The organism is Chondromyces apiculatus DSM 436, from assembly GCF_000601485.1.
Classification (GTDB): domain Bacteria; phylum Myxococcota_A; class Polyangia; order Polyangiales; family Polyangiaceae; genus Chondromyces; species Chondromyces apiculatus.
Genome location: NZ_ASRX01000028.1, coordinates 41,146 through 66,285, shown reverse-complemented (window position 1 = coordinate 66,285; position 25,140 = coordinate 41,146). Strand labels below are relative to the sequence as shown.

Below are 25,140 nucleotides of genomic sequence, written 5' to 3'. Positions count from 1 at the left end.
CCGCAGCCATCCCTGGTGAGCGGCGCCGCGGCTGCGCTCAGGTGCTGAGGGCGGCCGAGGAAAAGCGGTCGACCAGCTCGATACCTTCGAACCGTACGCGGCGCATCAAGGCGAGGGCCTGAAGGATGAAGCTCGCGAGCGCGGAGCGGCCGTCAGGGGGCAGCGCCGACGTCGCCGCGCGCGCCATCAGCGCCGCTGCTTCGAGGTTCTCCAGCAACGCCGAGAGCCGCCAGTTCGCTCTCCGTTCGATCTCTTCTCGCTCGGCCCTGCCGAGCTCCCGTAGGGTCTCGTAGAGGCCCACACCCAGGGCATCCGCCAGCAGCTCTCTCGAAGCCGCTTCACTGCCGTGCGCTCCGCGCCGCGGCGCCCGGTCGTGGAGCAAAGGGAAGGAGGCCTGCAGGATGCGCGCGCCATCCCTCTGACAGGTGAGGCACCACGCCGTGTCACCCCGTCGCGAGCGCAGGGACTGCCAGCGTGCCTGGACGAAGGCATCCGCGCGCAGGACGGTGGGAGCAAGAAGCAGGGTGTTTCCCCCCGCCACGGTCGCGGGCTCGAGATCGCCCCAGGCTGTCGGGTGCGCGCCGTGAAGGGAGGGGAGCGCCGGGCGGGTCACCGGCAGGCCGCTCTGCAGGCGGGCGATGATGTCGTCCCATGTCCACTCCCCCGACTCGCGCCACCAGGCCGCACGCAGCGGGACATGAAGCTCGGCCGCCAGCTCTTTGCTGAGGTCGTAGTAAGGGTCTCGACGCCCGAGGAGCGCCGAGAGGTGCTGGGCAGGGGTCGCAGAGGTGAGCGAAGACGCCTCCCCCGAGCGCGAGGTGAGGTCGATGAGCTGCCGGCGCAGCGTCCCGAGCGCGGGGACGGGGGGCGCGCCGCTGTTGCTGCCCACGAGGGCGTCGACGCCACGGTGACCACACTGGAGGGCCAGGCTCTCCAGGCGGTGGAGGAGGGACCCTCCAGGGATGCGGCGGAACCCTCGTTGAATCGAGGGAACGAGCATCTCGAACCGGAAGTCCTCGTCGAGGAACCAGAGAGGCGTCGCCGGGGACGGGCTCCAGCCTCGCTCCCGCGCAGCACGGAAGGCGAACACCCTGGCCTCCGTCAGAGACAGGGCTCGCGCACGTACGGGGATCTCTTGCTGAAGGACGGAGATCCGCCGATCGCACCAGGCCTCCAGGAACGCGCGATGCTCGTCGTGCACCTCCGGTTCGCGGTCGTTGCGCACGAAGAGGATCTCGACGAGCGGCCCTTCCTGGGAGCAGCGCCAGGAGGAGCGCTCGAGGGCGCGCTGGAGCGAGGAGAGCAACCCAGCGACGGCCCCGGGGGTGTCGGTGGTGATGGTGACGATGCGCAGCCTCTGCAGCCTGGGTGCGGTGCGCTCGCGCTCGAAGGCGAGGCAGAGGCGGTCGATGAACGCCTGCGCGGCGTCGACGTCCGCGTCGGCGCGGCAGGTCGCCTCTAGGAGGGCCGTCTCTGCCGCGTGCAGGAGGCCCGGGAACCGAGGCGCGAGGCCTCCCGCGGTCAGGGCGCGTTCGAGCCGCCTTTCGAGGGCCGGCAGGGCCCAGGGGTCGACCTCCCAGAGAGCAATGGCACGGGCCCGGAATGCTGCCTCCTGGCGGTGGTCCATCTCCGGTCCGTGCAGCACGAGGAAGTGCTCCATGCCCGGCGCGATCGCCGACGAGCCGCGCCTCGACAGGCGCTCGCCCTGGTGGGCGTGATACTCGACCAGCGGCTCGGTGATCCGCCGGTAGCGCGCCGGTCGGGCCTCGACGAGGCGGAGCCCGAAATCCATGTCGTTGAACGAGGGGAGGTGCTCCGAGAAGCCGCCCGCTGCCTGGAAGAGGTCACGGGTGAGGACCAGGTTGCTGCCGCGGAGTCCAGGGTTGGCGACCAGGAACGTGGCCCGCTCCAGCACCTCGGGAGGGACCTTCTCGGGCCGCGCGCCCTCGCTGGTGTGCTTCTCGAACGCCGTCAGGGCCAGGTCGAAGACGGGTCCTTCCGCGAAGACCGCCGCGAGGTATCCAGGTTTCCACACGTCGTCGTCGTCCAGGAAGCAGAGGTAGCGTGCACGCGCCACCCGGGCGCCGTGGTTGCGCGCGGCGCCGACGCCTGCCCTCCGCCCGGTGGCGAGCACCCGACAGGCAGCCCCCTCCACCTGAGCCATCACCCTGTCGAGCGCCGCCTCCTCGTCGTCGACGATCACCAGGATCTCCAGGGGATGGATGGCCTGGGAGAGGATGGACGTGAGCGCTCTCCTGAGGAGCGCCGGCCGGTGCCCCGTGGTCGGCACGATGACCGAGAGATCGGTCATGGGCGCGCGCGCTCGTGCCACCAGCGGTCGATGTCGGCCGCGAGGGTCGGCCCACCAGGCTCTCCGAGCGACGCGCGCCACGCCCTGCAAGCTTCAAGGCGCTCGGGGGCGCGGTGGATCTGGTCGGCGACGTGGTGCACCATGGCATTCAGGGCGTCGGTCGAGCGTGAGATCCGCTGCAGCGTGTCGAGCACGCAGCGCGTGTACGCCTCCTCGTCCTCGATCTGGGCCGGCAGGTGCAACGTGGGATCGAGCCGGGGCAGGTTGATGCCAGGCGGGACCAGCGCCCCTGCCTCGTACCGTGCGAGCTGCAGCACCTGGGTGGCGTTCTGGGGGGGGAGGAAGACCAGGGGAATGTCGCGCCAGAGGGCCTCAAAGATGGCGTTGAGCCCGGGCGCGCTGAGGAACAGGGCGGCGTCGGCGAGCGCCTGAAGGTAATCCGCCTGGGGCAGGCACGCGGCCGTCGCGCGGGGAGGCAACCTGCTCCGGAGGGTGCGGCATGCGTCCTCCCCGGCTGCCACGAGGATGGGCCCCGGCGGCAAGAGCGGCTCGACCTCACGGAGGATGTGCGCGACGCAGTCGATGAACATGGGCGCGCGGGCCGGATCGATGAAGCGCGAGCGCACGCCACCGAGGTTGACGAGGGTCCCCTGGGCGACGGTGGACCTGGCGGGGGTCGTGCGGATCAGCGGTCCGACGATGGCAGGTGGACGCGAGGTGAGGCTCTCGATCCGCTCCCGGACCCCGGGGAACGCCTGCGCGTACGTGCGCGCCGCGTGGGTCCACACAGGGTGGTCTTTGCGCGCCGTGTACCAGTAGAGGATGTCCACGAAGAAGATGGGGATTCCCCGCTGGCGGTACACCTCCACGCAGGACAGGTTGGAGACGACGAGCGCGGCGTCGAAGTGCCGTCCCTCGATCGCGCGGTCCACGGCGGCGGGATCCTTGACGTCGACGGCGAGGGTCCGGTCGACCGCGCCATCCACGGCGAGCACCTCGGCCGTCACGTCACGCACGAGGGCGGTGGCGTCGGCGTCGAGGTGGTCGAGGATCGACAGGAGCGCGGAGCTGGACCCGTAGGCCATGGGATTCGCGTCGCACAGCAGGCGCAGCGCGCCGCTCACGAGGGCCCCTCCACGGAGAAGCGCTGGAGGGTGGCGTGGTCCCGGGGGACCAGGAGCCCTTCCAGCCACGCGAAATCGAGATCGGTCTCGTCGAGCGCCTCCAGCGCCATGCTGGCCCGCTGGATGAGGGGACGTCCCTTCGTGTTGAACGAGGTGTTGAGCACGATGGGAGGTTCACCCTGCGCCTCCAGGAGGGTGAGCAGGCGCCCGAGCAGCGTGCCGCGCGCGACGGTCTGCACTCTGGCCGTCCCGTCCAGGTGAACCGCGGCAGGGAACTGCCGGGCAGTCTCCGGATGCACCGGAGCAGCGAAGGACATGTAAGGCGACGGTGAGGGGTCCGGCAGGAAGTCGCCCGCGCGCCACGCTGCTACCGCGGGAGCCAGCGGCCGGTACCATTCGCGCGATTTGATCCGGGCGTTGATCCGGTCCTTGACCTCTACGGAGCGGGGAAGCGCGAGCAGCGATCGGTGCCCGAGCGCCCGGGGGCCCAGCTCGGCGCGCCCGTGCGCGATGCCAACGACGGCCCCGCGCCGGAGCAGCGCGGCGACGGCGTCGAGTTCCACCCGCACGGCGCCACGCCGGCGGAGCTCCTCCTCGCCGACATCATGCGCGAACGGCAGCCCCACGAAGACGTCGGGAGGGGCCGAAGGGGGCGCGACGGACCACAAGGCGCCGACCGCGATGCCGGCATCGTTCGGGGCGGGAGGGACGTGGACGGGGACGCCGATGGAGTGGCGGATGCGCTCGTTCGCGCTCACGTTGAGCGCGCATCCGCCGGTGAGCACCAGGCCTTCGTCGTCGTCCGCGATTTGCTCGAGGATGACCTGCTGGAGGAGGATCTCGAAAGCTCGCTGGCTACTCGCCGCAAGGTCGCGCGCGTCGGCGGCGGAGAGGGCGTCCGGCTCCAGCTCCAGGCCGAGGCGTTCGCCGAGCGTGTAGAGCGCCTGCAGGGGCTCCTGGTAGTGCTGGTAGTACTCCACGAGGGCCGCGAGCCATGCCTCGCGCGCGCTCCCGAGGGCTGCATAGGCCATCACCTTGCCGGCGAGCGAGAGGTGACCTGCGCGGGGCTGTGCGCGCCCGCCGGTGACCTCGGCCATGGTGGTCGCGAGGAGGCGGTAGGGAGTGCCGAGGTTGAGGGAGACCCGGCGAACGTGGGTGAGGGTTGGCTCGCGGTAACGGTAGACGTTGAACGTTCCGTCGTTGCCGCCGCCGTCGAACGAGACGACGAGGGCGCGGCGGTAAGGGGCGTCATGCACCCCGTGGAGCGCGTGGGCGCGGTGGTGATCGACGGTCACCCAGCGCTCCGCTGAGACCAGCTCGGCGAGGATACGCCGCTGGGAAGGCATCACCCAGCTCGTCACCGCCACGTCGAAGCGCGAGAGCCCCGTCGCCTGCACGACGCTGTCGAGGGCCTTGCGCCATTGCTCCCGGAAAGTGTCGTCGTCCCGGGCGCTCGCGAAGTAGCGGACCTCGAAGAGGCGTTCCAGTTCGAGCGCCAGCTCGAGCACGCCATCACGCGCCACCGCGACGCCTGCGTCGTGCTGGACATGGAAGGCGATGACGTTCACGGCGACCTCCAAGACGCGAGGTACTGCAAGGTGGCCACGAACTGCTCCGCGCAGAGGGGAAGGGTATGACGCGGCAGCGACTCGTCGGCCCCGTGTACGTTGGAGGCATCGTCGTTGGGGCCGAGGGACACGTAGGGGCGGCCGGCGAAGAGCCGGGTGACGGGGCCCTCGATCCCACCCGAGGCGCGGTTCAGCGCGCGCTGCTCTGCGACGACGGCGACGGCGTGCTCGGCAGCAGCCGTGCGCCATAGCGCGCGGAGGTCGTCCAGCGCTGCAGGCCACCGGACCGTGAGAATGCGCTGTCGGTCAGGGGCCTCATGGTAACCGGTCTCGTCCAGCCACAGGTCCACGTCCACGTCACGCAGCTCCTCCAGGTACGCCGCGAGCAGAGGAGAGCCGGTCTCCTCCTCGCCTTCGAGGACCCACAACACGCCTGGCCAGGCGCGGACGTCGCGCGCCGCCAGCAGGCGCGACGCGAGCGGCCCGAGGTTGTCCGCAATGCCCCTACCATATGCGCGGCCTCCCTCCAGCCGAAGGTGGGTCGCGTCGCTCGACCATTGCCCGTGAACGGGCTCGACGTCGTAGTGGCCGTAGATGCCCAGCGTGGCGCCCCCTGGCCCCGCAGGTCGGCGGGCGACGATGAGCGGGCTGTGCCCCGGGAGGCTTCGCTGCTCCACGTCGAAGCCGAGCGCGCTCAGATCCGAGGTGATCTCGGCAGCCAAGGTGAGCGCCGGTGGGCTGCCCGCCGTGGGGTGGAGGGCGACCCAGCGCGCCACGCGAGATACCCATTCGTCTTCACGATGCCAGCGCGCAGTCATTCGTCACCCTCCAGGGCAGGCACTAGGACCTGCTCGATCCAGCAGGGGTCGTCGGGTACGAGGAAACGAGGGAGGCGAAGCGGATCCTTCTCGGCGCGGCGGTCGCCGAGGAGCAGCGCGGCGGTGTAGCCGTACGCCGCGACGACCGCTTCTGCATCACTACTCCAGCCCGCGTCTGGATAGGCGAGGGTGGTGGGGCGAGGAAGCCCTTGACGCGAGAAGGTGCTCTGCACGGCGGCAAGCTCGGTCGCCAGTTCGGAGGACGAGAGGGTCTGGAAGGGGGCGTGCGTCGCCCCGTGGGCTCCGATCGTCCAGCCTCGCCGCAGGAGCGCGCGTAAGTCGTCCCCGGACATGTAAAGCCCCGGAGGATCCCCTCCTCCGGCGTGCAGCGCGGCGCAAAGAGACGCGAGGATGGCGCTCTGTTCTGCGGGCGAGGCGCGGAGGTAATGCCGACGTTCGGGGCCGTCGACGAGCCGCGCGCGGTCGTCTGCGCGGGCGAGGTCGAAAGTCCAGGGTGAGCCGTTCACCGTGAGCACGCCCTGGCGCCGCTGCGCTCCAAGGAGGGCCCCATACCAGCAGTCTGCGGGGAGCGCGCGCGGCGGTGTCGCCAGGGTGCAGGTCGTGACGAACACGCTGGCAGGGAGGTCCGAAGCGGCGAGCACTGGCGCCACGTGCTCGATGATGTCCTTGTAGCCGTCGTCGAAGGTGATCCAGGCAGAGGGGCGCGCGAGATCGGTGCGACCGAGGGCCCAGGCGCGCACTCGCTCTTCGTCCACGAGGGCCAGACGCCGGGTGAGCTGCGCCATCTGGCGGGTGAACGTCGACAGGGAGACGGCCGTGCCCCGGAGGAAGTACGGCCAGCCTTCATCGGCGCGCGCGTCGTCCCGCAGCACGCGATGGTAGCAGAGGATGGCCAGCTTCCCGCTCATGTGAAGGACGGTGGAGCAGGCGCCGACGCGGCGAGGGACCACGCGAGGTGCGCCGCCGGGCGGGGGGCGAGGGGGCCGTGGAGCAGGTCGGTCCGGCGATCGTCGAGGCTCTCACCCGACAAGCGGGTCGCCCATCCCTCGGAGTTGCCCACGCAAATGATGGGTCGCCCGAGTTCCCAGGCGAGGGCGATCTCTCCGAGCGTGCCGGAGCGGCCGCCGATGGCGAGCACCACCGAAGCAGAGGCGATGAGGATGGTGTTCCGGGCGTGGTTCATGCCCGTGCAGATGGCCACGTCAGCAGCCTCGGAGGCCTGCTCTGCGAGGTAGCTCGGCAAGATCGCGACCGTGTCACCACTCTGGTAGCGGCCAGAGCTGCGGGCCCCTTTGAACGCCGCATCCATGACGCCACCGAGCCCGCCGGTGAGGACCCGGAACCCTACCTCCACGAGCGCCGCGCCCAGCTCATGGGCAATGGTGAGCTGGTCCGGGGTTGCGCGGGTGCTTCCGATGACAGCGGCGAGGGGTCGGCGCATGCTCTCGTACCTGCAGGTTAGCCCACAGGCACCGGACCTGAGAAGGTACGCGTTCCCGCAGACCGCAGCGCAGAGACCGGAAGGGGAACCAACGAGGACCTGGGCCTCCAGAGGGCCTGCCTGGCCACAACTGGCCAGCTCACGGAGATGTGCTGCAGCGTTGGCCAGATTCGCCCTGTCTGCGGCTCCGCGCGACAGGGACCAAGGTGCGGTGACCACGCGCCTGACGAGCGTCGTTTCGGCGGTCGGCCAGTGGCACGGGAGTTGAAAGAATGACGCGAGGCAGCGGCAGTGAGGTTCGAGCGTGGATTCGCACAGCGATGAGCAGCCTCGCGAAAACGCCCGATACCTCCCGTGGTCAGAAGGAGGGATTTCGACACCATGGCACCCCGGCAGGGACCAATCATCGTCCTCACGATCTCCTTGGCGAAGCCGGGCAAGTCGGAGCCCGAGCTGCTCGACGTCTCGAAGAGATGCGTGAAAACCGAGCTGCGGAGGCAGGAGCGTCGCATCGGGACACTCTACTCGAGTGCCTCTCCACAACGCCCACCTGCGTGGCTCCGGTTCTTCGACGACACCGTCGCTCCTGAGAGGCTGGCGCTATGGAATTCGTCGACCTCGGCGGCACTGGTCGTCGAGGTCGAGCAGCGACTGTTCGTGCTAACCTTCGGCTACGGCCGTTTCATGCTCAATCAGGCGGCGTTCGAGACGGCATTCGGCCTGCGGGTGGCGCTCAACTGCATCGATGAGACCGCGGTCCGCAGCATCGATCGAAAGACCTTCGAAGGCATTACGACGTACATTCGTGAGCAAGCGAGCAAAGAGACGTCATTCAACAGCTTCGGCCTGAACGTCGAGCGCGACCTCCTGCGCGCCGTCGTGGGGACCCCGAATGATACCGCCCGGTTCGGAAACCGGCTCGCCGGCATGGATTCGCTCGTGGCCGCGGCCCGCGTTGACATCGACAGCTTGCACCTCCTGCTCAAGAGGTACCTGGAGAAGTACGAAGACGAAGGGTTCAAGTCGAGGTTCCCCTGGGTGGACAACATCACGGAGGTCCGTGATCGGGCGAAGCTCGACGTGCTCAATGGCGCGCTCATCACGCAGCTTCGCGCGCGTGACATGTCTCGCAAGTGGCTCGCGGTCCCCGATCTGATGGAGTGGGTCGACGTGGGAGGGTTCCATTACAGTGAGCATGCCGCCGGCGCGCCGCTCCCCGACATCCATTTCGACACGTACTTCGATTTTATCCGGAAGCCCTCCGAGATCAGCGTGGAGCGGCTGAAGAGAAACCGCGTCTTCGTGTACTCGGCCGCGTCAGAGCAGACCGTCCAGCGGTGGCCAGTCTACAAGTGCATCTATGCCGAAGTGGACATGGAAGACGGTACGTACTTGCTGAACGCAGGCGACTGGTACTGTGTCGATCGCGACTTCGTGAGCCGCATTGACGCGGAGATCGGGCGAATCCCGCAGACCGCCCTGCCACTGATCCCGTATAGGGCGCGTGAGAACGAGAACCAGTACAACAAGCGCCTCGCCAGGAGGCTCGGTAGTGCGTGCCTGATGGATGCCAACAACATTCACTTCGGCGGAGGTCGCAGCGCTCTAGAGTTCTGCGACGTCTACACGACCGGAGGCGTCATGATTCACGTCAAGCAGAACCGCGGTTCCGCGGTGTTGAGCCATCTGTTCGCTCAAGCGACGGTCTCGGCGACCGCATTCCTCTCCGACGCTGACTTTCGCGATAAGCTCAACACCAAGTTGCCCCGGGCCTTTCGCCTGGACAATCCGAGGAGCCGTCCCGAGTCGGGCCAGTACGAAGTCGCGCTCGTCATCGCGGATGCCGCGGATGGTGACCTGCGCCTGCCCTTCTTCAGCCGCGTCACCCTCAGGAGCGCGCAGCGACATCTTGAGCTCATGGGCTACCGGCTCACCATGACGAAGGCGCCGGTGGAACCATAGCCCCCGAACGCAACCTCGTGCCGCGTGGCTCCTTCCGGTCGCTGAGCTACGCGGCGGCCTCGCGCCGACGCGCGTGGGCCTCGGGTGCCCCCATCCGCAACGACGACCGCCGCCTCGGCCCCTCCGCGGGACCAAGGCGGCGATCCCCCCGCCGGGAGCTACCCCGCTGAAGGGTGTGCGCTGCCCTGCTCGATCATCGCGACGAGCTTGAGCAGGTCGACCGGCTTCGTGGCGTGGCGGTCGAAGCCGGCCTTGGTGGCGCGAGCGACGTCGCTTTCCTGGCCATAACCCGTCACCGCGACGAGCAGCACGCCGCGGCCGAGCAGCTCGCGGACCTTGCCGGCCAGCTCGTAGCCATCCATGACGGGGAGGCCGATGTCGAAGAGGCCGATGTCCGGCGCGTGGTCCTGGAGGAGGCCCAGGGCGGTCGGGCCGTCGTGAGCGACGTGAACCACGTAACCGAACGCGGCGAACGCCTCGGCGAGCATCTCTGCCGCATCGATGTTGTCGTCCACGATGAGCATGCACTTCGCGCCGGAGCTCGGGCCCAAGGCCAGCACCCCGGCTCGCGGAGGCTCGGGGGGGGCCGACGCATGGAGGTGCAAGGGGACGTGGATCGTGAATGCGCTGCCCTGGCCGTGGCCGTCGCTGTCGGCGCTCACGGTGCCACCGTGGAGCTCGATGAGGCTCTTCACGATGGCGAGGCCGAGGCCGAGGCCCCCCTCGGAGCGCGCGAGGGTCCGCTTGGCCTGCACGAAGAGATCGAAGACCTCCGGCAGGAGCTCGGGGCCGATGCCCATCCCCGAGTCGCGGACCGTCAACGCGATCTTGTCCCCTGCCCGGTGGGCTTCGACCTCGATCCTGCCCCGCGGCTCGGTGTACTTCGCGGCGTTCGAGATCAGGTTCGTGACGACCTGGACGAGCCGGCCCTCGTCGGCGTCGACGAGGAGCCCCGCAGAGGGCACGTCCACGGTCAAGCGATGCGCGCGTTGCTCAAGGAGGGGGCTCGTCATCTCCAGGGCGCGGGCGACCACGCTGGAGATCTCGATGGGGCGCTTCTTCAGCTCGATCCTGCCGCGCGTGATGCGGGAAATGTCCAGGAGGTCCTCGATGAGGCCCACGAGATGATTCGCCTGCCGTTCCAGGATCGCCCGCTCCTTGACGAAGACGTCTCCGCCGCGCAGGCGCATCAGCTCCAGGGCGGTGAGGATGGGCATCAGCGGGTTGCGGAGCTCGTGCCCCAGCATCGCCAGGAACTCGTCCTTGCGGTAGTGGGCGGCCCGGAGCTGGTCGACGAGCTGGAAGCGTTCCGTGACGTCCTGGAGGAGCACGAGGTAGCCGGGTCCACCGGCGCTGACGGGCAGGGGGACGGCCGTGACCTCGATGCGTACGTTGCCATCGGTCCCGGCTTCGAGCACCTCGGTCGGCCGCGCCTCCGCCTCGTCGTCGACCTCCCGGAGGAGCGACACGACGCAGGCGGAGGCGTCGGGCCCGAACACCTCCAGGAGAGGGCGGCCGACGATCTCGCTGTCCCGCTGCCCGAGAAGCGCTGCGGCGCACGGGTTGACCGCCTGGACGTGCATGGCGCTGTCCGTGGCGAGGACGCCGATCGGCGCCACGTCGAACAGGTGACCCAGCACGCCGAGGGCGACAGGCACGGCGGTGCTGCCGGTCTCGAGCTGGCGGTTCCTGGCCGCGAAGGTCTCGCGCTGTTGTCGACGGAGGCGGGCCCGGTCGAGGGCGGCGCTCACGGCATCGACGAGCAGCGGAGGAGAGGAGCAGGACAGGCAGTGGATGTCCGCCCCGACGAACGGTGAGCGTCGCAGCCGCTCGGACAGGAGTGCGCATTGGCCCTTGGCGCAGACCAGGACGATGGGAATGTCGGGCGTGGCCAAGCGCGCCCGGTAGGCGACGCGGACCGGATCGGGGACCTGGCCGACGAGGACCGCCAGGTGCTCGTCAGGAGACTCGTCGAGTCGCTGCAGTCCACCAAGGGCGTCGATGGCTACATCCCAGAAGGGCGCGATGTCTCGCAACAAACAGAGCGCGTGAGGGTCGAGATCGAGGACGAGGAGGGAAGCCACAGTGGTTCTCCAGGGATGGGAAGGCGAGGAACGCCCGCCCCGTCCAGGTGCGGTCCAGGGTGGTGTCCAGGTTCATCGCTGCACCTGGGCCGGCGTCGTTGAAGCACAGGCCTTGTTCCAGGCCATTGCGTGAATGGCGGCCGCAACACAATGGCTTACCTGGCGCTATGAAAGAGCGCAACGCTCATGGACCGTAGGGCACGGGACGTCAGGTGTTGCCGTACCGCGAACCGCGGAGAGTGCTTGAGCGGATCCCGAGGCCGGCGTGCCATGCGCAGAAACCGGCTTGCACCGAAGGACTTGATTGCTGGGCAGCCGGAGGATGGGCATCGCTGGCGTCCTGCTGCGAGCCGTGGTCGAGGGCGGCACACTGAGCTTTCGGGCGAAAGGCGCCGACAACCTCGGAGCGCCAGACAGGGGCGCCATTTCGGGTCGCGTCGATGGTATTGAGCCATTCAATGAATGGTGCGGGCGACACCGCCGTCGTCAACCGGACGCAATGCGCGCCGCTCGACTGATGACGCTTGGCGTTGTGGCGGGGGTGGGCGCACCATCGCGTCATCATCGCTGGCGTCTCCTGCTGGACGCGAGGGCAGGACAACGGGCGTTCCTCGCGAGGGCCATGGTTGCGCGTGACTCTTTGCGGTCGCAGCGCTACGCACGACACCACCTTGAAGCTCTACGACTGCGTCGATCCCATCGGCACCTGGCTGTACGCGGAGCGCTACCTCGGGGTCGGCACGAGGGCGTACAGCTCGTTCTCGGAGGACCTGGAGATCGCCGAGGCATTTCACCCGCAGCGCGGGGCGGCGAGCTTCACGGTGCCCACGTTCCGGCTGCCGGACAGCGCGGGGAGCTACCTGCAGAACACGCTGCCCTCGGCGCTGCACGCGCTCTACCGTCAGGAAGGGGGCTTCCTCCTGCCGGTGCACCCGGAGACGCTGGCGTTCGAGGGGCTGCACGAGCGGGGAAAGCTCGCGACGTTCGCGGAGGGGCCGCCCATCGAGGTGGTGCCGCTGGCGAATGCGCGCACGGTGTTCGTGAGGGCGATCGGCGGGGAGGCGGTGACGCCGCATTTCCTGAAGCTGCATTACCCGGAGCGGCTCTCGCGGTTCACGCGGCGGCTGCGGAGGCCGATCATCGCGCTGCAACTCTGGGTGGCCGAGGAGCTGTTCCGGGTGGGAGTCCCGTTCCTCGGCGAGGTCGGCGGGGGGGTGTTCGGCCACGACCCCAAGGAGGCATGGGGGTATCTGATCCGCGAGTGTCGTGCGGTCGGGGAGGACGCACCGGAGTTCACGGTGCCGCTGTTCGCGCTCTATGGCGGCGATTACCGCGCGCCAGAGGAGCCGAGCTTGCTGGAGCAGCTCGTCGCAGTGAGCGGGCAATCAGGGGAGGCGTACCTCGCAGAGCGCGTCATCGAGCCCATGGTGGCGCTCTGGGCAAAGGCGTTGCTCACGACGGGGTGCGCGGCGGAGCTGCACGGGCAGAATACGCTGTTCGCGTTCTCGAAGGACGGGGCGCGGAGCAAGATCGTCTACCGCGACTGCGCGATCTACATCGATCCAGCAATCAGGGAGGGGCTCGCTCTCCGGGACCTGCCAGGGCTCAACGTGATCTCCCGGGACATCCGGATGCCGAGTGAGCAGGTGCTGAGCCTGGTGTACGACAGCTTCATGGGGCACCACGCGCTCACGTTCCTCGCCAGGCTCGCCGAGGAGCGGCTGGGGGTGCGGCGCGCGGCGTTGCACGAGGCGGCGAGGGAGGCCTTCGCGAAAGCCACGGGCGGGAGGCGGCTCTTGCCCGAGACCATTTACTATTACGACGACAAGATTCACGCGAATGGCAAATGGCGCCTCGTCGATACGGGCGAAGCGCCGGTGTGGCGATAGCGGCGGAACGAGGGGGGAGGGCACGCCCGCGGCGCCGCGCGGCGTCAGTCTTCCCAGAGCACGCCGAGCTCGATCTCGGAGGCCTCGAACGGCTCGGTGTGCACGGTGGCCGTGCCGCGCCAGGCGCCGATGCGGCTCCAGCGGCCGGACTCGTTGCGGTAGACTTCCAGGGTCTGGGTGCGGGGGTCGAGGAGCCACAGGTGGCCGACGCCCTCGCGCGCATAGATGTCCATCTTGTCGGCGCGGTCGATGGCCTCCGTCGCGGGGGAGAGGACCTCGCAGACCCAGTCGGGCGTGATGAAGATGGCGGCATCCTTCATGGGGATGCGGGGCATCTTGTCGCGGCGCCAGCCGGCGATGTCGGGGACGATGATGTCGGGATCGGGGCCGAGGTGAAGCTCGGGCTCGTCGAGCAAGGCCCACTTGCCAGGGCCGCCGATGCCGCGGCGGAAGGGCAGGTACAGCTCGCCGGCGAGGACGGAGGCTGCGTTGCGGTAAGGGCGCGCCGGGCGGGGGTTGGTGTGGAGGACGCCCTTGAGGATCTCGGCGCAGTGGTTGGGAGGTACGTCGAGGAGATCCTGGTAACTCGCGCGTCGCTGGGAGTCGGTCATGGGGCTCTGGTTCCTTTCTGCGCGCGGTCAGGCGCGGGCGAAGAGCTTCGCGGGGTCCTTGAACGACTTGAACTCGATGGCGTTGCCGCCCGGATCGGTGATGAAGAAGGTGGCCTGCTCCCCGGGCTCGCCAGCGAAGCGGATGTGCGGCTCGACGAGGAACGAGGTGCCGGCCTGCCGGAGGCGGTCGCGGAGGGCGTGCCAGGCCTCCCAGGGCAAGACGGCGCCGAAGTGGCGGACGGGGATGTCGTCACCATCGACGGGGTTCGTGGCAGCTTCGTGGGCGGGGCGGTCGACGAGGTGCGCGGTGATCTGGTGGCCGAAGAAGTCGAAGTCGATCCAGCGGTCGCTCTCGCGGCCGAGTCCACAGCCGAGGAGGGACCCGTAGAAGCAGCGGGTGGCCTCGAGATCGGTGACGGGAAAGGCGAGGTGAAAGGGGGGGCTCATGGTCATGGGCGCTCTCTCTGCGGCTGCATCCTAGAGCACGGGGACGGTGTCGCGGAGGGCTTCCCGATCCGTCTTGTCGGAGCACAGGCCTGACCCGTACCTTCGGACGCCAGCATGAACCGTCCGTCTTCCGTGCTGGTCGGGGTGGCGCTGGCGTCGGTGGCCGGTCTGGGGCTCGGGTGCGGCAAGCACGAGGGGTCGGCAGGCGCGCCGGCTTCGTCCGCGACGCCCCAGGGCTCGGGTGCGAGCACGCCTGGCGCCATGGGTGCTCCGGGCGCTCCGGGCGCTCCGGGTGCCGGGGGGACGCCGGCAGGCGCGGCGAGTCCGTTCGCGGTGGTGCTGGAGTCGGCGTCGGCGATCACCTTCTCGGGGGTGAGCGGCGGCGTGTGGATCGGGCACGAAGGACACGCGCGCATGGCCCAGGCGGTCGGCGCGGGTGACCTCGTGGAGGGGAGCTTTCCCGGAGGGTTGCCGGCAGGACCAGGGCGGGTGGTGCGCGTGGCGGGGCGGTCGCCAGGGGCGCTGTGGCTGTCGTTCGAGGAGACGCTCGCCGAGGGGAAAGGGGGCGCGACGCCGCTCTTCCGGATCACGCGGGGGGAGCTGCGCAAGGTGGCAGACGACTGGTTGCCGCAGATCGCGACGTGGTCGAAGAACCGGATCCTGTCGGCGTCGACGTCGTCGGGGAAGCTGAAGATCAAGGTGCTGGAGCCGCACCAGGAGGCGCCACCAGCGGACATCCCCGGGGCGCGGCTGGACGATGCGGGGTGCGCGCGCTCGTTCAAGCTGAAGCAGCTCGGGGCGCTCGCGACGGGTGAGGTGTTCGGCGCGGGGACGTGCACGCCCGAAGGCGCCAAGACGGCGAGCTACGTGGTCATCCGCTGGGCGCCGCCGGACGGAGGTGGACCCGATGCGGGAGGCGCAGGGCCAGATGCCGGGAGCGCAGGGCCAGATGCCGGGAGCGCAGGAGACGCAGGTTCTCCGGGAGATGCGGGGACCCTCGTCGCTCCGGGTGAAGCCGCGAGCACGGCAGGAGAGGGCGTGCCGGAGCCGGAGGTGGGGCTCCCGGGGGTGGTCTCGGTCGTCCCGGGGTCCTCCGGTCTCGCGTCCCATCGCGCGCTCCACGCGCGCAGCAGCACCGAGGTGTACACGGCAGCGGTGGACGAGCGCCGCGGGACGTCCCACCTCGCGCGCTTCGATGGGGCGGTGTGGAGCGTGGAGCCGCTGCCGGCCACCGCCGAGCCGCTGCGCGCGCTCTCGGGGACGGCGGGTGGGACGCTGTGGATGGTGACTGCACGGGAGGTGTGGCGGCGCAGCCCCGCGGGTGGGTGGGAGCAGGTGCCGCTGCCGGTTCCGGCGTTCACCGGAGGCACTGCGGGCACTGCGAGCGCTGCGGGCTCCGCGGGCGAGGGGCGCTGGGAGCCGCTGGACGTGTGGGGCGGCGGTGGCGAGGAGGTGTGGGTCGCGGCGCGCCACACGACGGGAGACACGGCGCGCCACGTGGTGCTGCGCGCGCGGCAAGGGGCGACGCCGCAGGGTGCTCCGGGGGGTGCCCCCCCTGCCCCACCCGTCGTGCTGCGCTGGCCCTGACCTCGCGTTGAAGGGCAGGCGCGAGGTAGACTGGCTCTCCCTGGAGGCTCCCATGCGCTTTCGCCGTTCGTTGCTCGCGCTTCTCTTGCCGGCTGCCCTCGTCTTCGGGACCGGGTGTAGCGGCGCATCGATGGAGAAGAGCGCGTCCTACGCCTCGGCACCGCCGAGCTATGGCGGCGGCTTCGGAGCAAGCGCGCCTCAGGGGTACTCCTTCGCGGCCGAGGAGTCCGTCAGCACAGGAGGGATGTCCTCCGACGCGGCAGCCGAGGCCTTCGAAGAGCGGAGGGTCGCCGAGGTGGTCACGGCGAGCCGCGACGAGTCGGATTCCTCCCCTCCGGCACCTGCGCCGCCCTCCGAACCTCGTTCGGAAGCCGCGCCTCCGCAGAAACGCGGCCCCGAGTTCCCGGCGCCGCATGCCCCTCCGAAGCCGAGCACGACGCCAGGTACCGCCACGGCGCCCGGCACGGGCGGGCCGGGGGAGTCCACCGAGGTGGCCCAGGTGCGCCGCCCCATGCTGATCTACGTCGCCGGGCTGTGGGTCGTTGTCGACGAGCCCGCGAAGGCGCTCGCGCAGCTCGAAGCCATGACCCGCGAGATGGGCGGGTTCCTCTCGAAGCGCGACGATGCGTCCATCATCCTGCGCATCCCCGTGGCGCGCTTCGAGGAGGCGCTCGCTCAGGTGGGGAAGCTCGGCGAGATCGTCCGCCGCGACGTCTCGGTGGAGGACGTGACCGAGGCCTTCGTCGACATGGAGATCCGCCTGAAGAACCTCCGCGCCATCCGCACGCGGCTGGAGCGGCTGCTGGAGAAGGCAGCCTCGGTCGCGGAAGCGGTGGCGATCGAGCGGGAACTCGCCCGGGTGAGCGGCGAGATCGAGAGCATCGAGGGGAAGATGAAGCTCCTCCAGGAGCGCGCAGCGTTCTCCACGCTCACGGTGTACGTGGCAGCGCGGGGCCGCGAGGTGGTGGGCAGCTCCGCGGCACAACTGCCGGTACCCTGGCTGGGTCAGCTCGGGCTCGGGCGGCTCTTCTCGCTGTAGAGGGAGGGGGGTGAGGCGAGGGAGCGCGCGGCCCCCTCGCCGTCAGCCGGGGGCGATCAGCCCATGTGCTTGATGATCGCGTCGGCGAACTCGGAGCACTTCACCTCGGTGGCGCCCTCGGTCAACCGCGCGAAGTCGTAGGTCACAGTCTTGGCGCCGATGGCGCCGTCCATGCCCTTGTTGATCAGGTCCGCGGCCTCGATCCAGCCGAGGTGCCGGAGCATCATCTCGCCGGAGAGGATGACCGAGCCCGGGTTCACCTTGTCGAGGTTCGCGTACTTGGGCGCGGTGCCGTGGGTCGCCTCGAAGATCGCGTGGCCGGTGACGTAGTTGATGTTGCCGCCGGGGGCGATGCCGATGCCGCCGATCTGCGCGGCGAGCGCGTCCGAGAGGTAGTCGCCGTTCAGGTTCAGGGTGGCGATGACGTCGAACTCCTTCGGGCGGGTCAGCACCTGCTGCAGGGTGATGTCGGCGATGGAGTCCTTGATGCGGAGGAGCTTCTTCCACTTGCCGCCGCCGTGGGTGTCCCACAGCTTGAGCGCCTCCTCGACCTCGGCGCGGAACTCCGCCTGCATCTCGGGCGGGGCCATGTCGTAGCCCGGCTCGATCTCGCGCGCGTTCTGCTCGACCGTCATGTCGGGGTTCTTCTCCTTGTTGCCGAGGATCCACGACTCACGCTCGGTCACGACCTTGTCGCGGAAGTCCTTCTGCGCGAGCGCGTAGCCCCAGTTCTTGAAGGCGCCCTCGGTGAACTTCATGATGTTGCCCTTGTGGACGAGGTTCACGCTCTTCCGGTCGAACTTGAGGGCGTACTCGATGGCCGCGCGCACGAGGCGCTCCGTGCCCTCGCTGCTCACCGGCTTGACGCCGATGCCGCTCGTCTCGGGGAAGCGGATCTTCTTCACCCCCATCTCCTTCTGGAGGAACTCGATGACCTTCTTCGCCTCGGCGCTCTCGGCCTCCCACTCGATGCCAGCGTAGATGTCCTCCGTGTTCTCGCGGAAGATCACCATGTCGACCGAGCCCGGGTCCTTCACGGGTGAGGGCACGCCCTTGTACCAGCGCACCGGGCGGAGGCAGACGTACAGGTCGAGGAGCTGCCGGAGCGCCACGTTCAGCGAGCGGATGCCCTTGCCGATCGGCGTCGTCAGCGGCCCCTTGATGCCCACCAGGTACTTCCGGTAGGCGTCCACCGTGCCATCGGGCAGCCAGCTATTGAAGGTGTTGTAGGCCTTCTCGCCCGCGAACACCTCGTACCAGGCGATCTTGCGCTTGCCGCCGTACGCCTTCGCGACCGCAGCATCGAAGACCCGCACGCTGGCGCGCCAGATGTCCGGCCCCGTTCCGTCCCCCTCGATGAACGGGATGATGGGTTGATCCGGCACGTTCAGGGTGCCGGCAGTCGACATGGTGATGGGTTGCCCGTGGGTGGGCTCGGGGAAGGTGGTCATGGTGCGGGCGCTTAGCGCGCCATGCTTGCTGCGGCAACGGCCAGAACGGCAGCGCACGTCCGCGCATGCCCTGCTCTACGCACGGAGAGCCTGGATCCAGCCGGATCCATATGGTACGGAGGCGCCTGGATGCGTCGACTCCGTCACCTCGCCGTCGCCGGCCTGCTGCTCGCCTCGCTCTCCAGCGCCACGGTCGCACAGGCCATCATCGTGGAGCGCATCGTGGCGGTCATCGGCGACCGCCCCATCCTCCTCTCCGAGCTGCGGCGCCGCGCCCGCCCCTTCCTGATCCAGGTGCACCAGAAGGTGCCCCCGGGCGCGCAGCAGGCCGCCGCCGAGTCGCAGATCTTCCGCGACATGATGGAGAAGATGATCGAGGACGAGCTCATCGCCCAGAACGCCGAGAAGGCGAGCATCACCGTCAGCTCGGAGGAGCTGGACAACGCGATCCGCAACCTGGCCGCCGCGCAGGGGACGACGGTCGCCGGCATCGTCAAGCTCGCCCGCGAGTCGTCGGGCCTGACCGAGATGGAGTACCGCGACGAGATCCGGCGGCAGATCCTGGAGGGCAAGATGCTCCAGCTCCGGGTGAAGGGGAGGCTCCGCGTCACCGAGCAGGACGTGATCGCCATGTACGATCGCGTGGTGAAGGCCGAGCTGCGGCGCCGCGACTACCGCCCCGCGTGGATCGTGCTGCGCGTCTACCCGGGCTCCAGCGCCGAGGTGGTGGAGGAGCGGATGGCGCTCGCGCGGACCATCTCCGAGCGGATCCAGAAGGGCGAGGACTTCGCGGCACTGGCGCAGCAGTTCTCGGACGACACGCCGACCCGCGATCAGGGCGGAGACCTGGGCATCCGCGCCCCGCGCGGCAGCGAGGCGGCAACCGCGCAGCGGCGGCCGGTGATGGACGCGGCGCTGGAGAACGCGCTGATGGCGCTCGAACCCGGGCAGATCGCCGAGCCGCGCCAGGCCGGCAACGACATCGTGATCCTCAAGCTCCTCAGCCGTCAGCCGTCCCGGTACACCACCCTCGAAGCCGCCCGCCCCGAGCTGATGCAGCGCCTCCAGCAGGAGACGATGATGAAGGCGCGCCGCCGCTGGATCGACGGCCTCAAGCGCCGCAGCCACCTCGACGTGCGGCTCTGAGGCCGCGAGCGTCCCGAGCAGGGCCCCGGCCATGCGCCGCCGCAAGGATGACGAGCCGCCCGTCCCGGAGGACTGCACGACCTGCGGAGCGTGCTGCTTCTCCACCCTCCCGGAGTACATCCGGGTCTTCGGCATCGACCACGAGCGGATGGACGACACGGCGCAGGCGCTGACCCATTTCGTCGGCAACCGCTGCTTCATGAAGATCGAGGACGGGCACTGCGCAGCCCTCCGGCTCGATCCGGTGGAGGGCCGGTTCCTGTGCTCCATCTACGCGATGCGGCCCGACTGCTGCCGCGCCCTGGATCGCGGGAGCGGCGCGTGCCGCGGCGAGCTGCACGAGAAGCGTGAGCGGCCGCTGATCGCGCTGGAGAGGCTGCGCCGCGGGTAGCAGCGCGAAGCGTGCAGCGCTAGACCGTCCCCCGGTGGCCGGTCTCGACCCTGGGCACCGGCGTGAAGCTCGGTCGAGAGGCTCCCCGAGATGGCCCAGGAAAAACGCGAAGCTCCGCTTGCATCGACACGCCTCCCCGCGCGCGGCGCGAAGGCCCCCGTCACCCGCATCACCCCGGACCAGAAGGCTGCCGCGGCGGTACCTTCGCCCGCGGAGGAGAGCAACGACGGCTGGGGCTACACCGACACGCGCTTCGTCGTGAAGCCCAACGGCAGCGTGGTGCTCACGGGTCAGCGGTACAACATCAGCAACGTGGAGCTGCCCTCGCTCCTGCCGTGGATCTCCGCCACGCTCGGCGCGCCGCTCTCCTACGACAACCGGAACGAGCCCCACTACCCGCCGTCCGTGCCCGAGGCGCGGGAGGCCCCTGCGCTCGTCGCGGCGCTGCGCGGCTTCCTCGCCGAGGAGCAGATCTCGACGGATCCGCTGGTGCGGCTGCGGCGCGGCCACGGACACACTGGCGCCGAGATCTGGGCCATCCGCTACGAGCACCTCGACCGCGTTCCGGACCTGGTGGTGTTCCCGACCTCGCACGAGGAGGTGGTGAAGATCGCCGAGGCGGCGAAGGCGCACGGCGCGTGCCTCATCCCCTTCGGCGGGGGCACCAACGTCACCGACGCGCTTCGCATCTCCGTGAAGGAGGAGCGGGTGGTCGTCGCGGTCGACATGCGGCGCATGAACCGCGTGCTCTGGCTGGATCCCGTGAACCGCATGGCCTGCATCGAGGCGGGCGCCACCGGGAGGCACATCGTCGCCGAGCTGGCGAAGCACGGGCTCACCATGGGCCACGAGCCCGACAGCCTGGAGTTCTCGACGCTCGGCGGGTGGATCGCCACCAACGCGAGCGGCATGAAGAAGAACCGCTACGGGAACATCGAGGATCTCGTGCTCGACATGCAGGTGGTGACCGCCCGCGGCGTGGTCGAGCGCCCCCAGGTCGCTCCGAGAGAGAGCGTCGGATCGAACCCGAGGAACTTCATGTTCGGCAGCGAGGGAAACTACGGCATCGTCACCAGCGCCGTGGTCAAGCTCTTCCCCCTGCCCGAGGTGCAGCGCTACGGCAGCGTGATCCTGCCCGATCTGGAGCGGGGTCTGGCCTTCCTCTACGACCTGCAGCAGTCCGGCGCGGTCCCGTCGAGCGTGCGGGTCATGGACAACACCCAGTTCCACTTCGGGCAGGCGCTGAAGCCCGCGGCCTCCGGCGTGCTCGCGCGGCTCAAGAGCGGCGCCGAGAAGCTGGTGGTGACCCGGGTGAAGGGCTTCGATCCCCACAAGATGGTGGTCGCCACCATCGTCTTCGAGGGCTCGGCAGACGAGGTCGCGTTCCAGGAGAACACGCTCTACCGCCTCGCCGAGCGGCACGGGGGCATGAAGGCCGGCGCGACGAACGGGGAGCGCGGTTACCAGCTCACCTTCGGCATCGCCTACATCCGCGATCTCACCTTCGAGCACTGGGCCATCGCCGAGAGCTTCGAGACGAGCGTGCCGTGGAGCCGCGCCCTGGAGCTGTACGACCGGGTGCACAAGCGCGTGCTGCGCGAGCACGAGCAGCGCCGCCTGCCGGGCCGTCCGTTCTTCACCGGGCGCATCACCCAGGTCTACCCGACCGGGGTCTGCATCTACTTCTACCTGGGCTTCTACGCCAAGGGCGTCGACGATCCGGTGCGCCACTACGCGGAGATGGAGCACGCCGCGCGGGAGGAGATCCTGGCCTCCGGCGGGTCGCTCTCCCACCACCACGGCATCGGCAAGATCCGGCAGGACTTCGTGAAGGAGATCTACTCGGAGGGCGCCCGCGAGTTCACCCGCCAGGTGAAGCTCGCCGTGGACCCCGACAACCTCTTCGGCGCGGCGAACCACGGCGTCCTCGGCCAGGTCCAGCTCGAGCGCGGCGAAGGGCACGAAGGACGCGAGGAGTAAGGAAAGGAGGCGCGCCATGCACGGCCACGGCGCTCACGCCGCCACAGCGCCCGTGGTCAGGGCGACTCGTCGCGAGGCGCTGCGTCGACGCCGGCATCCTGGGCGCCGCGGTTCACCCGCAGGGTGACGTCGAGCAGCACCGTCTGGCCCGCGGCGATCACCACCTCGCGCTTGTCCTCGGGCGCGTTCGGGTGCCGGAACGTCACGTAGTGGCGCCCGGGCACCACGGGGATCGCGCGTCCGATCGGCGTCACGTCCACCAGGTCTCCGTCGAGCACCACCTCTGCCCACGGCCGCGCCAGCACCCGCAGGTAGCCTCGCGGCCCCGCGGCCTGCTCCGAGCCCTCGACGACTCCGAGCGCCTCCGGCTCGTCGTGGTCGCGGAGGCCGATCTCGATGGCGGCGCCGCCGAGCACCACCAGCGCCAGGATCCCCAGCAGCGGCCGCGCCTCCACCCAGAGCGGCGTCCGCTGCACCGGCGCCGGCAGCCGCGCCGGCTCCCGCACCCGAGCGGCAGCCTCGCGGCGCGCGGCGCTCACCCCCACCCCCTCAAGCTTCGCGGAGACCAGCGCGCGCGCGACGAGTGCCTTCTCGGCCCCCTCGGCGTACCCCCGCTCGGCGAGGACTTCCTCCAGGGCCGCCGCCACCACCCTCCCGCTGGCGTAGCGCTGGTCGGGCTCTTTCTCCAGGCAGCGCAGGGCCACGATCTCCAGCCCCCGCGGCACCTCGGGCAAAAGCCCCCGCAGCGGCCGCGGCGGATCCCGCCGGACACGGTGCGCGTTGGTCCAGGCGTTTGTCTGCGTGCTCGCCCGCGTGCTCACCAGGGCGTTCGTCGGCGCGTTCGCCCGCGTGCTCGCCTGTGCACTCGCCGGCATGTTCGCCTGCGCGCTGGGCAGCGCCTCCGGCCGCCCCTCCGCGGGCGCCGCGCCGAAGGGCCCCTCGCCAGCGACCATCTCGTAGAGCAGCACCCCCAGCGCGAACACGTCGGCCGGCGGCCCTGGCGGCTCGCCAAGGATCTGCTCGGGCGCCATCCCCTCGGCACGACCGAGCTCCAGCGCCTCGAACGGCTCGTCCTCGGCGCGCCCCCCGATCTCCCGCGCCGCCGACAGGTCGAGCAGCTTCACGCCTCCGCCCGGCAAGATCCCCACGCTCTCCGCCGCGAGTGCGCAGTGCACCACGCCTCGCTGGTGGAGGTGCCCCAGGCCGCGCGCGAGCTGCAGCGCGATCGCCGCAGCCACGTCGGGGTCGAGGCGCTTCGTGCGCGCGAGCATCGCGGCGAGCGTCGGCCCTGCCACCGGCTCCAGCACGAGGCCCAGCGCCCCGCCCTCGCGCCGCACGTCCTGGATGGCCACGACGCCCGGGTCGTCGAGCTGCCCGAGGATGCGCGCCTCGCGCTCCAGGCCCGCGGCGAGCGGCCCCCCGGGCGCCACCGACGCCTTGAGGACCTTCACCCGCGCCTCGCGCCCGATCTCCACGTGCTCTGCCCGGAAGGTCGCCGTGAACGCGCCCGACGCGATCTCCTCGCGCAGCACGTACGGCCCGAGCCGCCTCGCCTCCGTCACGGTCCGGTCACGCGGGCGCGCGGAGCGAGCGCCCCGTCATCCCTGCAGGCTGCGGGAGACCGAGGATCTCCAGCAGCGTCGGCGCCACGTCTTCAAGGCGTCCGCCGGACCGGAGCGACACCGCGGCGTCGGCCTCGTTCACGTAGTAGAACGGCACCGGAGCGCGGGCCAGCTCGCCGTGCAGCCCCTCCTGGTTCTCTGCCGGTTGCGCCGTCTGCGCGCCGCTCCCGTGCGCCGCGGTGATCACCAGCGCCCCGCCCGCCGCGCGCACCGCGTCGGCGATGACGCCGATGCCCGCGTCCACCGCCGCGAGGCCGCGCCCTGCCGCCTCCACGTTCTGCGCGTGGGCCAGCGCGTCCACGTTGGCGAAGTTCACCAGGATGAAGTCGAACGCGCCGCCCGTCACCGCAGCCGCCGCCTCCTCGGCCACCTTCGCGGCGCTCATCTCCGGCCGCTCTGCGTAGCGCTCCACGTCGCGTGGCGAGGGCACGATCCGCCTCTCCTCACCGGTGAACGGCGCGGCATGCCCACCGCTGAACATCCAGGTCACGTGCGGCTCCTTCTCGGACTCGGCGCACCGGAGCTGGGTGAAGCCCGCGCTGGCGATCACCTCCCCGAAGGAGTCGCTCACGACCTCCCGCGGGAACGCGACGGGGAGCCCCATCGCGGGGTCGTGCTCCACGAGGGTGCGGTAGCAGTGCTCCTGGAAGGCGTGGACCGCCTTGCCTCTGTCGCTCAGCCACTCGGTCACCTCCGCCGGCAGATCGTGGCGCACGAACATCGCCGAGAGCTGGCGCATCCGGTCGGCGCGCACGTTCAGGGACAGCCCCACCTCCTCGCCGAACCACTTCCACGACGGCACGTTCGACGCGAAGTCCGCCATGAAGGTGCCCACCATGCCCTCGTACTCCCCGATGCGCACCGGAGGCAGCCAGTCCTCGGTGATCCCCATCGCGTGCCCCTCCTGCAGCGCATCGAACGCGGTCGTCGCGTGGTTCGCCTGCCCCCGCACGATGGCCTGGTACGTCGTCCAGGTGCGATCCCAGCGCCCGCTGCGATCCATGGCGAAGTGCCGGCCCGACAGGGTGCCGATGACGCCCGTGCCGCGCAGCGTCTCCTCGACGGGCGCGAGCAGCTCCCAGGCAGCCTCCGCCGAGGCGTGCCGCCCGTCCAGGAAGGCGTGCAACACCACCTGCACCTCGAAGAACCGCGCCATGCGGATCACCTCGTGCAGGTGCGCGCGCGAGGCATGCACGTCGGCGGTGGAGACCAGGCAGAACAGGTGGAGGCGGCTGTTCAGGATCTCCTTGGCGATCGTGAAGGTGTGCGCGAGGACCTCGTTCGTGGCGAGCTTCTCCAGGGCCAGCGCCTCGTCGATGCGCACCCGCTCGGTCCGCGGGATGCGCCCTGCCCCGAGGCCGAGGTGCCCCGTCGCGCTGCAGCCGAGCGCCCCCTCGTGCAGCCCCACGTCGGCGCCGCTCGCCGCGAGCGTGGTCCGCGGCGAGGACCGCGCGATCTCCGCGAGCCGCGGCATCCTCGCCAGGACCCCGGCGTTGCCGTCGGCGCCGGTCTGCTCACCGAAGCCATCGAGGACACAGAGCACCAGGGGTCGAGGGCGTCCCACGGAGGGCGGCGCGGCGTGGCTCATGGCGCGCAATCTACACCGAAGCGCGCGTCCCGGGACGCGCGGCGTGGTCCCCTCGCCACG

Annotated in this window: 19 protein-coding genes; 7 read left to right on the top strand and 12 right to left on the bottom strand. The window is 70.2% G+C overall.

Annotated features, from left to right (window positions below):
* Nucleotides 1-37 precede the first annotated feature (37 nt).
* The 6 genes from CAP_RS19400 to CAP_RS19375 are packed head-to-tail and all read right to left on the bottom strand — an operon-like array spanning nucleotide 38 to nucleotide 7,283.
* Nucleotides 38-2,311 carry a glycosyltransferase family A protein gene (locus CAP_RS19400; RefSeq protein ID WP_044243281.1) on the bottom strand — a complete coding sequence of 758 codons (2,274 nt, stop codon included), beginning with the start codon at nucleotides 2,309-2,311 and terminating at the stop codon, nucleotides 38-40.
* Nucleotides 2,308-3,435, bottom strand: a complete 1,128-nt coding sequence (locus CAP_RS19395) for a hypothetical protein (protein ID WP_156040943.1) — start codon at nucleotides 3,433-3,435, stop codon at nucleotides 2,308-2,310. Before CAP_RS19395 ends, CAP_RS19400 begins: the two co-directional genes overlap by 4 nt.
* Complete coding sequence (locus CAP_RS19390) at nucleotides 3,432-5,003, bottom strand: carbamoyltransferase C-terminal domain-containing protein (protein WP_044243277.1); 1,572 nt, start codon at nucleotides 5,001-5,003, stop codon at nucleotides 3,432-3,434. Before CAP_RS19390 ends, CAP_RS19395 begins: the two co-directional genes overlap by 4 nt.
* Nucleotides 5,000-5,779, bottom strand: coding sequence for a M20/M25/M40 family metallo-hydrolase (locus CAP_RS19385; RefSeq protein ID WP_044243189.1), 780 nt, complete (start codon nucleotides 5,777-5,779; stop codon nucleotides 5,000-5,002). Before CAP_RS19385 ends, CAP_RS19390 begins: the two co-directional genes overlap by 4 nt.
* A 38-nt stretch (nucleotides 5,780-5,817) precedes the next feature.
* The gene (locus CAP_RS19380; protein ID WP_044243186.1) at nucleotides 5,818-6,750 is read right to left on the bottom strand and encodes a polysaccharide deacetylase family protein; all 933 of its coding nucleotides are present in this window, start codon (nucleotides 6,748-6,750) and stop codon (nucleotides 5,818-5,820) included.
* Entirely contained in the window at nucleotides 6,747-7,283 is a 537-nt protein-coding gene (locus tag CAP_RS19375; RefSeq protein WP_044243183.1) for a TIGR00725 family protein, read from the bottom strand. The genes CAP_RS19380 and CAP_RS19375 overlap by 4 nt, the downstream gene beginning before the upstream one ends.
* A gap of 381 nt (nucleotides 7,284-7,664) precedes the next feature.
* On the opposite strand from CAP_RS19375, the gene CAP_RS19370 reads away from it, so the two are divergent.
* On the top strand, nucleotides 7,665-9,245 hold the full coding sequence (locus CAP_RS19370; RefSeq protein ID WP_044243181.1) for a DUF6119 family protein: 1,581 nt from the start codon (nucleotides 7,665-7,667) through the stop codon (nucleotides 9,243-9,245).
* A 158-nt stretch (nucleotides 9,246-9,403) separates the two neighbouring features.
* Here the strand turns inward: CAP_RS19370 and CAP_RS44970 are convergent, their stop codons facing one another.
* On the bottom strand, nucleotides 9,404-11,329 hold the full coding sequence (locus tag CAP_RS44970) for a hybrid sensor histidine kinase/response regulator (protein ID WP_052375508.1): 1,926 nt from the start codon (nucleotides 11,327-11,329) through the stop codon (nucleotides 9,404-9,406).
* A gap of 671 nt (nucleotides 11,330-12,000) precedes the next feature.
* Here CAP_RS44970 and CAP_RS19360 point away from each other — a divergent pair.
* Nucleotides 12,001-13,218, top strand: coding sequence for a ferric iron reductase (locus tag CAP_RS19360; RefSeq protein WP_052375507.1), 1,218 nt, complete (start codon nucleotides 12,001-12,003; stop codon nucleotides 13,216-13,218).
* A gap of 44 nt (nucleotides 13,219-13,262) precedes the next feature.
* On the opposite strand, the gene CAP_RS19355 is transcribed toward CAP_RS19360, so the two are convergent.
* Nucleotides 13,263-13,829: a Uma2 family endonuclease gene (locus CAP_RS19355; RefSeq protein WP_044243177.1), complete on the bottom strand. Its 567-nt coding sequence runs from the start codon at nucleotides 13,827-13,829 to the stop codon at nucleotides 13,263-13,265.
* A gap of 27 nt (nucleotides 13,830-13,856) precedes the next feature.
* Nucleotides 13,857-14,282 carry a VOC family protein gene (locus tag CAP_RS19350; protein WP_044243175.1) on the bottom strand — a complete coding sequence of 142 codons (426 nt, stop codon included), beginning with the start codon at nucleotides 14,280-14,282 and terminating at the stop codon, nucleotides 13,857-13,859.
* A gap of 108 nt (nucleotides 14,283-14,390) precedes the next feature.
* On the opposite strand from CAP_RS19350, the gene CAP_RS44965 reads away from it, so the two are divergent.
* Together CAP_RS44965 and CAP_RS19335 are read left to right on the top strand one after the other, a co-directional pair.
* Entirely contained in the window at nucleotides 14,391-15,863 is a 1,473-nt protein-coding gene (locus CAP_RS44965) for a hypothetical protein (RefSeq protein WP_156040942.1), read from the top strand.
* Between the two features lie 52 nt (nucleotides 15,864-15,915).
* Entirely contained in the window at nucleotides 15,916-16,902 is a 987-nt protein-coding gene (locus CAP_RS19335; protein WP_044243272.1) for a DUF4349 domain-containing protein, read from the top strand.
* 56 nt (nucleotides 16,903-16,958) lie between these two features.
* Here the strand turns inward: CAP_RS19335 and icd are convergent, their stop codons facing one another.
* Nucleotides 16,959-18,353: an NADP-dependent isocitrate dehydrogenase gene (gene icd / locus CAP_RS19330; RefSeq protein WP_044243169.1), complete on the bottom strand. Its 1,395-nt coding sequence runs from the start codon at nucleotides 18,351-18,353 to the stop codon at nucleotides 16,959-16,961.
* 129 nt (nucleotides 18,354-18,482) lie between these two features.
* Here icd and CAP_RS19325 point away from each other — a divergent pair, with 129 nt between their 5' ends.
* The 3 genes from CAP_RS19325 (at nucleotide 18,483) to CAP_RS19315 (ending at nucleotide 21,870) form a co-directional block, all read left to right on the top strand.
* On the top strand, nucleotides 18,483-19,499 hold the full coding sequence (locus CAP_RS19325; protein ID WP_044243166.1) for a peptidylprolyl isomerase: 1,017 nt from the start codon (nucleotides 18,483-18,485) through the stop codon (nucleotides 19,497-19,499).
* A 31-nt stretch (nucleotides 19,500-19,530) separates the two neighbouring features.
* Nucleotides 19,531-19,890 carry a YkgJ family cysteine cluster protein gene (locus CAP_RS19320; protein ID WP_044243165.1) on the top strand — a complete coding sequence of 120 codons (360 nt, stop codon included), beginning with the start codon at nucleotides 19,531-19,533 and terminating at the stop codon, nucleotides 19,888-19,890.
* A gap of 90 nt (nucleotides 19,891-19,980) precedes the next feature.
* Complete coding sequence (locus CAP_RS19315; RefSeq protein WP_044243163.1) at nucleotides 19,981-21,870, top strand: FAD-binding oxidoreductase; 1,890 nt, start codon at nucleotides 19,981-19,983, stop codon at nucleotides 21,868-21,870.
* Nucleotides 21,871-21,926: 56 nt separating this feature from the next.
* On the opposite strand, the gene CAP_RS19310 is transcribed toward CAP_RS19315, so the two are convergent.
* Together CAP_RS19310 and gpmI are read right to left on the bottom strand one after the other, a co-directional pair.
* Nucleotides 21,927-23,432 carry a serine/threonine protein kinase gene (locus CAP_RS19310; RefSeq protein ID WP_081865045.1) on the bottom strand — a complete coding sequence of 502 codons (1,506 nt, stop codon included), beginning with the start codon at nucleotides 23,430-23,432 and terminating at the stop codon, nucleotides 21,927-21,929.
* Between the two features lie 7 nt (nucleotides 23,433-23,439).
* Nucleotides 23,440-25,080 carry a 2,3-bisphosphoglycerate-independent phosphoglycerate mutase gene (gene gpmI / locus CAP_RS19305; protein WP_044243158.1) on the bottom strand — a complete coding sequence of 547 codons (1,641 nt, stop codon included), beginning with the start codon at nucleotides 25,078-25,080 and terminating at the stop codon, nucleotides 23,440-23,442.
* Nucleotides 25,081-25,140: the final 60 nt, after the last annotated feature.

Bases quoted from the DNA above. Each gene is read 5' to 3' on its own strand.
- CAP_RS19355 (WP_044243177.1), bottom strand. From the start codon at position 13,829: ATGACCGACTCCCAGCGACGCGCGAGTTACCAGGATCTCCTCGACGTA.
- gpmI (WP_044243158.1), bottom strand. From the start codon at position 25,080: ATGAGCCACGCCGCGCCGCCCTCCGTGGGACGCCCTCGACCCCTGGTG.
- CAP_RS19375 (WP_044243183.1), bottom strand. From the start codon at position 7,283: ATGCGCCGACCCCTCGCCGCTGTCATCGGAAGCACCCGCGCAACCCCG.
- CAP_RS19325 (WP_044243166.1), top strand. From the start codon at position 18,483: ATGCGTCGACTCCGTCACCTCGCCGTCGCCGGCCTGCTGCTCGCCTCG.
- CAP_RS19335 (WP_044243272.1), top strand. From the start codon at position 15,916: ATGCGCTTTCGCCGTTCGTTGCTCGCGCTTCTCTTGCCGGCTGCCCTC.
- CAP_RS19350 (WP_044243175.1), bottom strand. From the start codon at position 14,282: ATGACCATGAGCCCCCCCTTTCACCTCGCCTTTCCCGTCACCGATCTC.
- CAP_RS44965 (WP_156040942.1), top strand. From the start codon at position 14,391: ATGAACCGTCCGTCTTCCGTGCTGGTCGGGGTGGCGCTGGCGTCGGTG.
- icd (WP_044243169.1), bottom strand. From the start codon at position 18,353: ATGACCACCTTCCCCGAGCCCACCCACGGGCAACCCATCACCATGTCG.
- CAP_RS19370 (WP_044243181.1), top strand. From the start codon at position 7,665: ATGGCACCCCGGCAGGGACCAATCATCGTCCTCACGATCTCCTTGGCG.
- CAP_RS19400 (WP_044243281.1), bottom strand. From the start codon at position 2,311: ATGACCGATCTCTCGGTCATCGTGCCGACCACGGGGCACCGGCCGGCG.
- CAP_RS19315 (WP_044243163.1), top strand. From the start codon at position 19,981: ATGGCCCAGGAAAAACGCGAAGCTCCGCTTGCATCGACACGCCTCCCC.
- CAP_RS19380 (WP_044243186.1), bottom strand. From the start codon at position 6,750: ATGAGCGGGAAGCTGGCCATCCTCTGCTACCATCGCGTGCTGCGGGAC.
- CAP_RS19320 (WP_044243165.1), top strand. From the start codon at position 19,531: ATGCGCCGCCGCAAGGATGACGAGCCGCCCGTCCCGGAGGACTGCACG.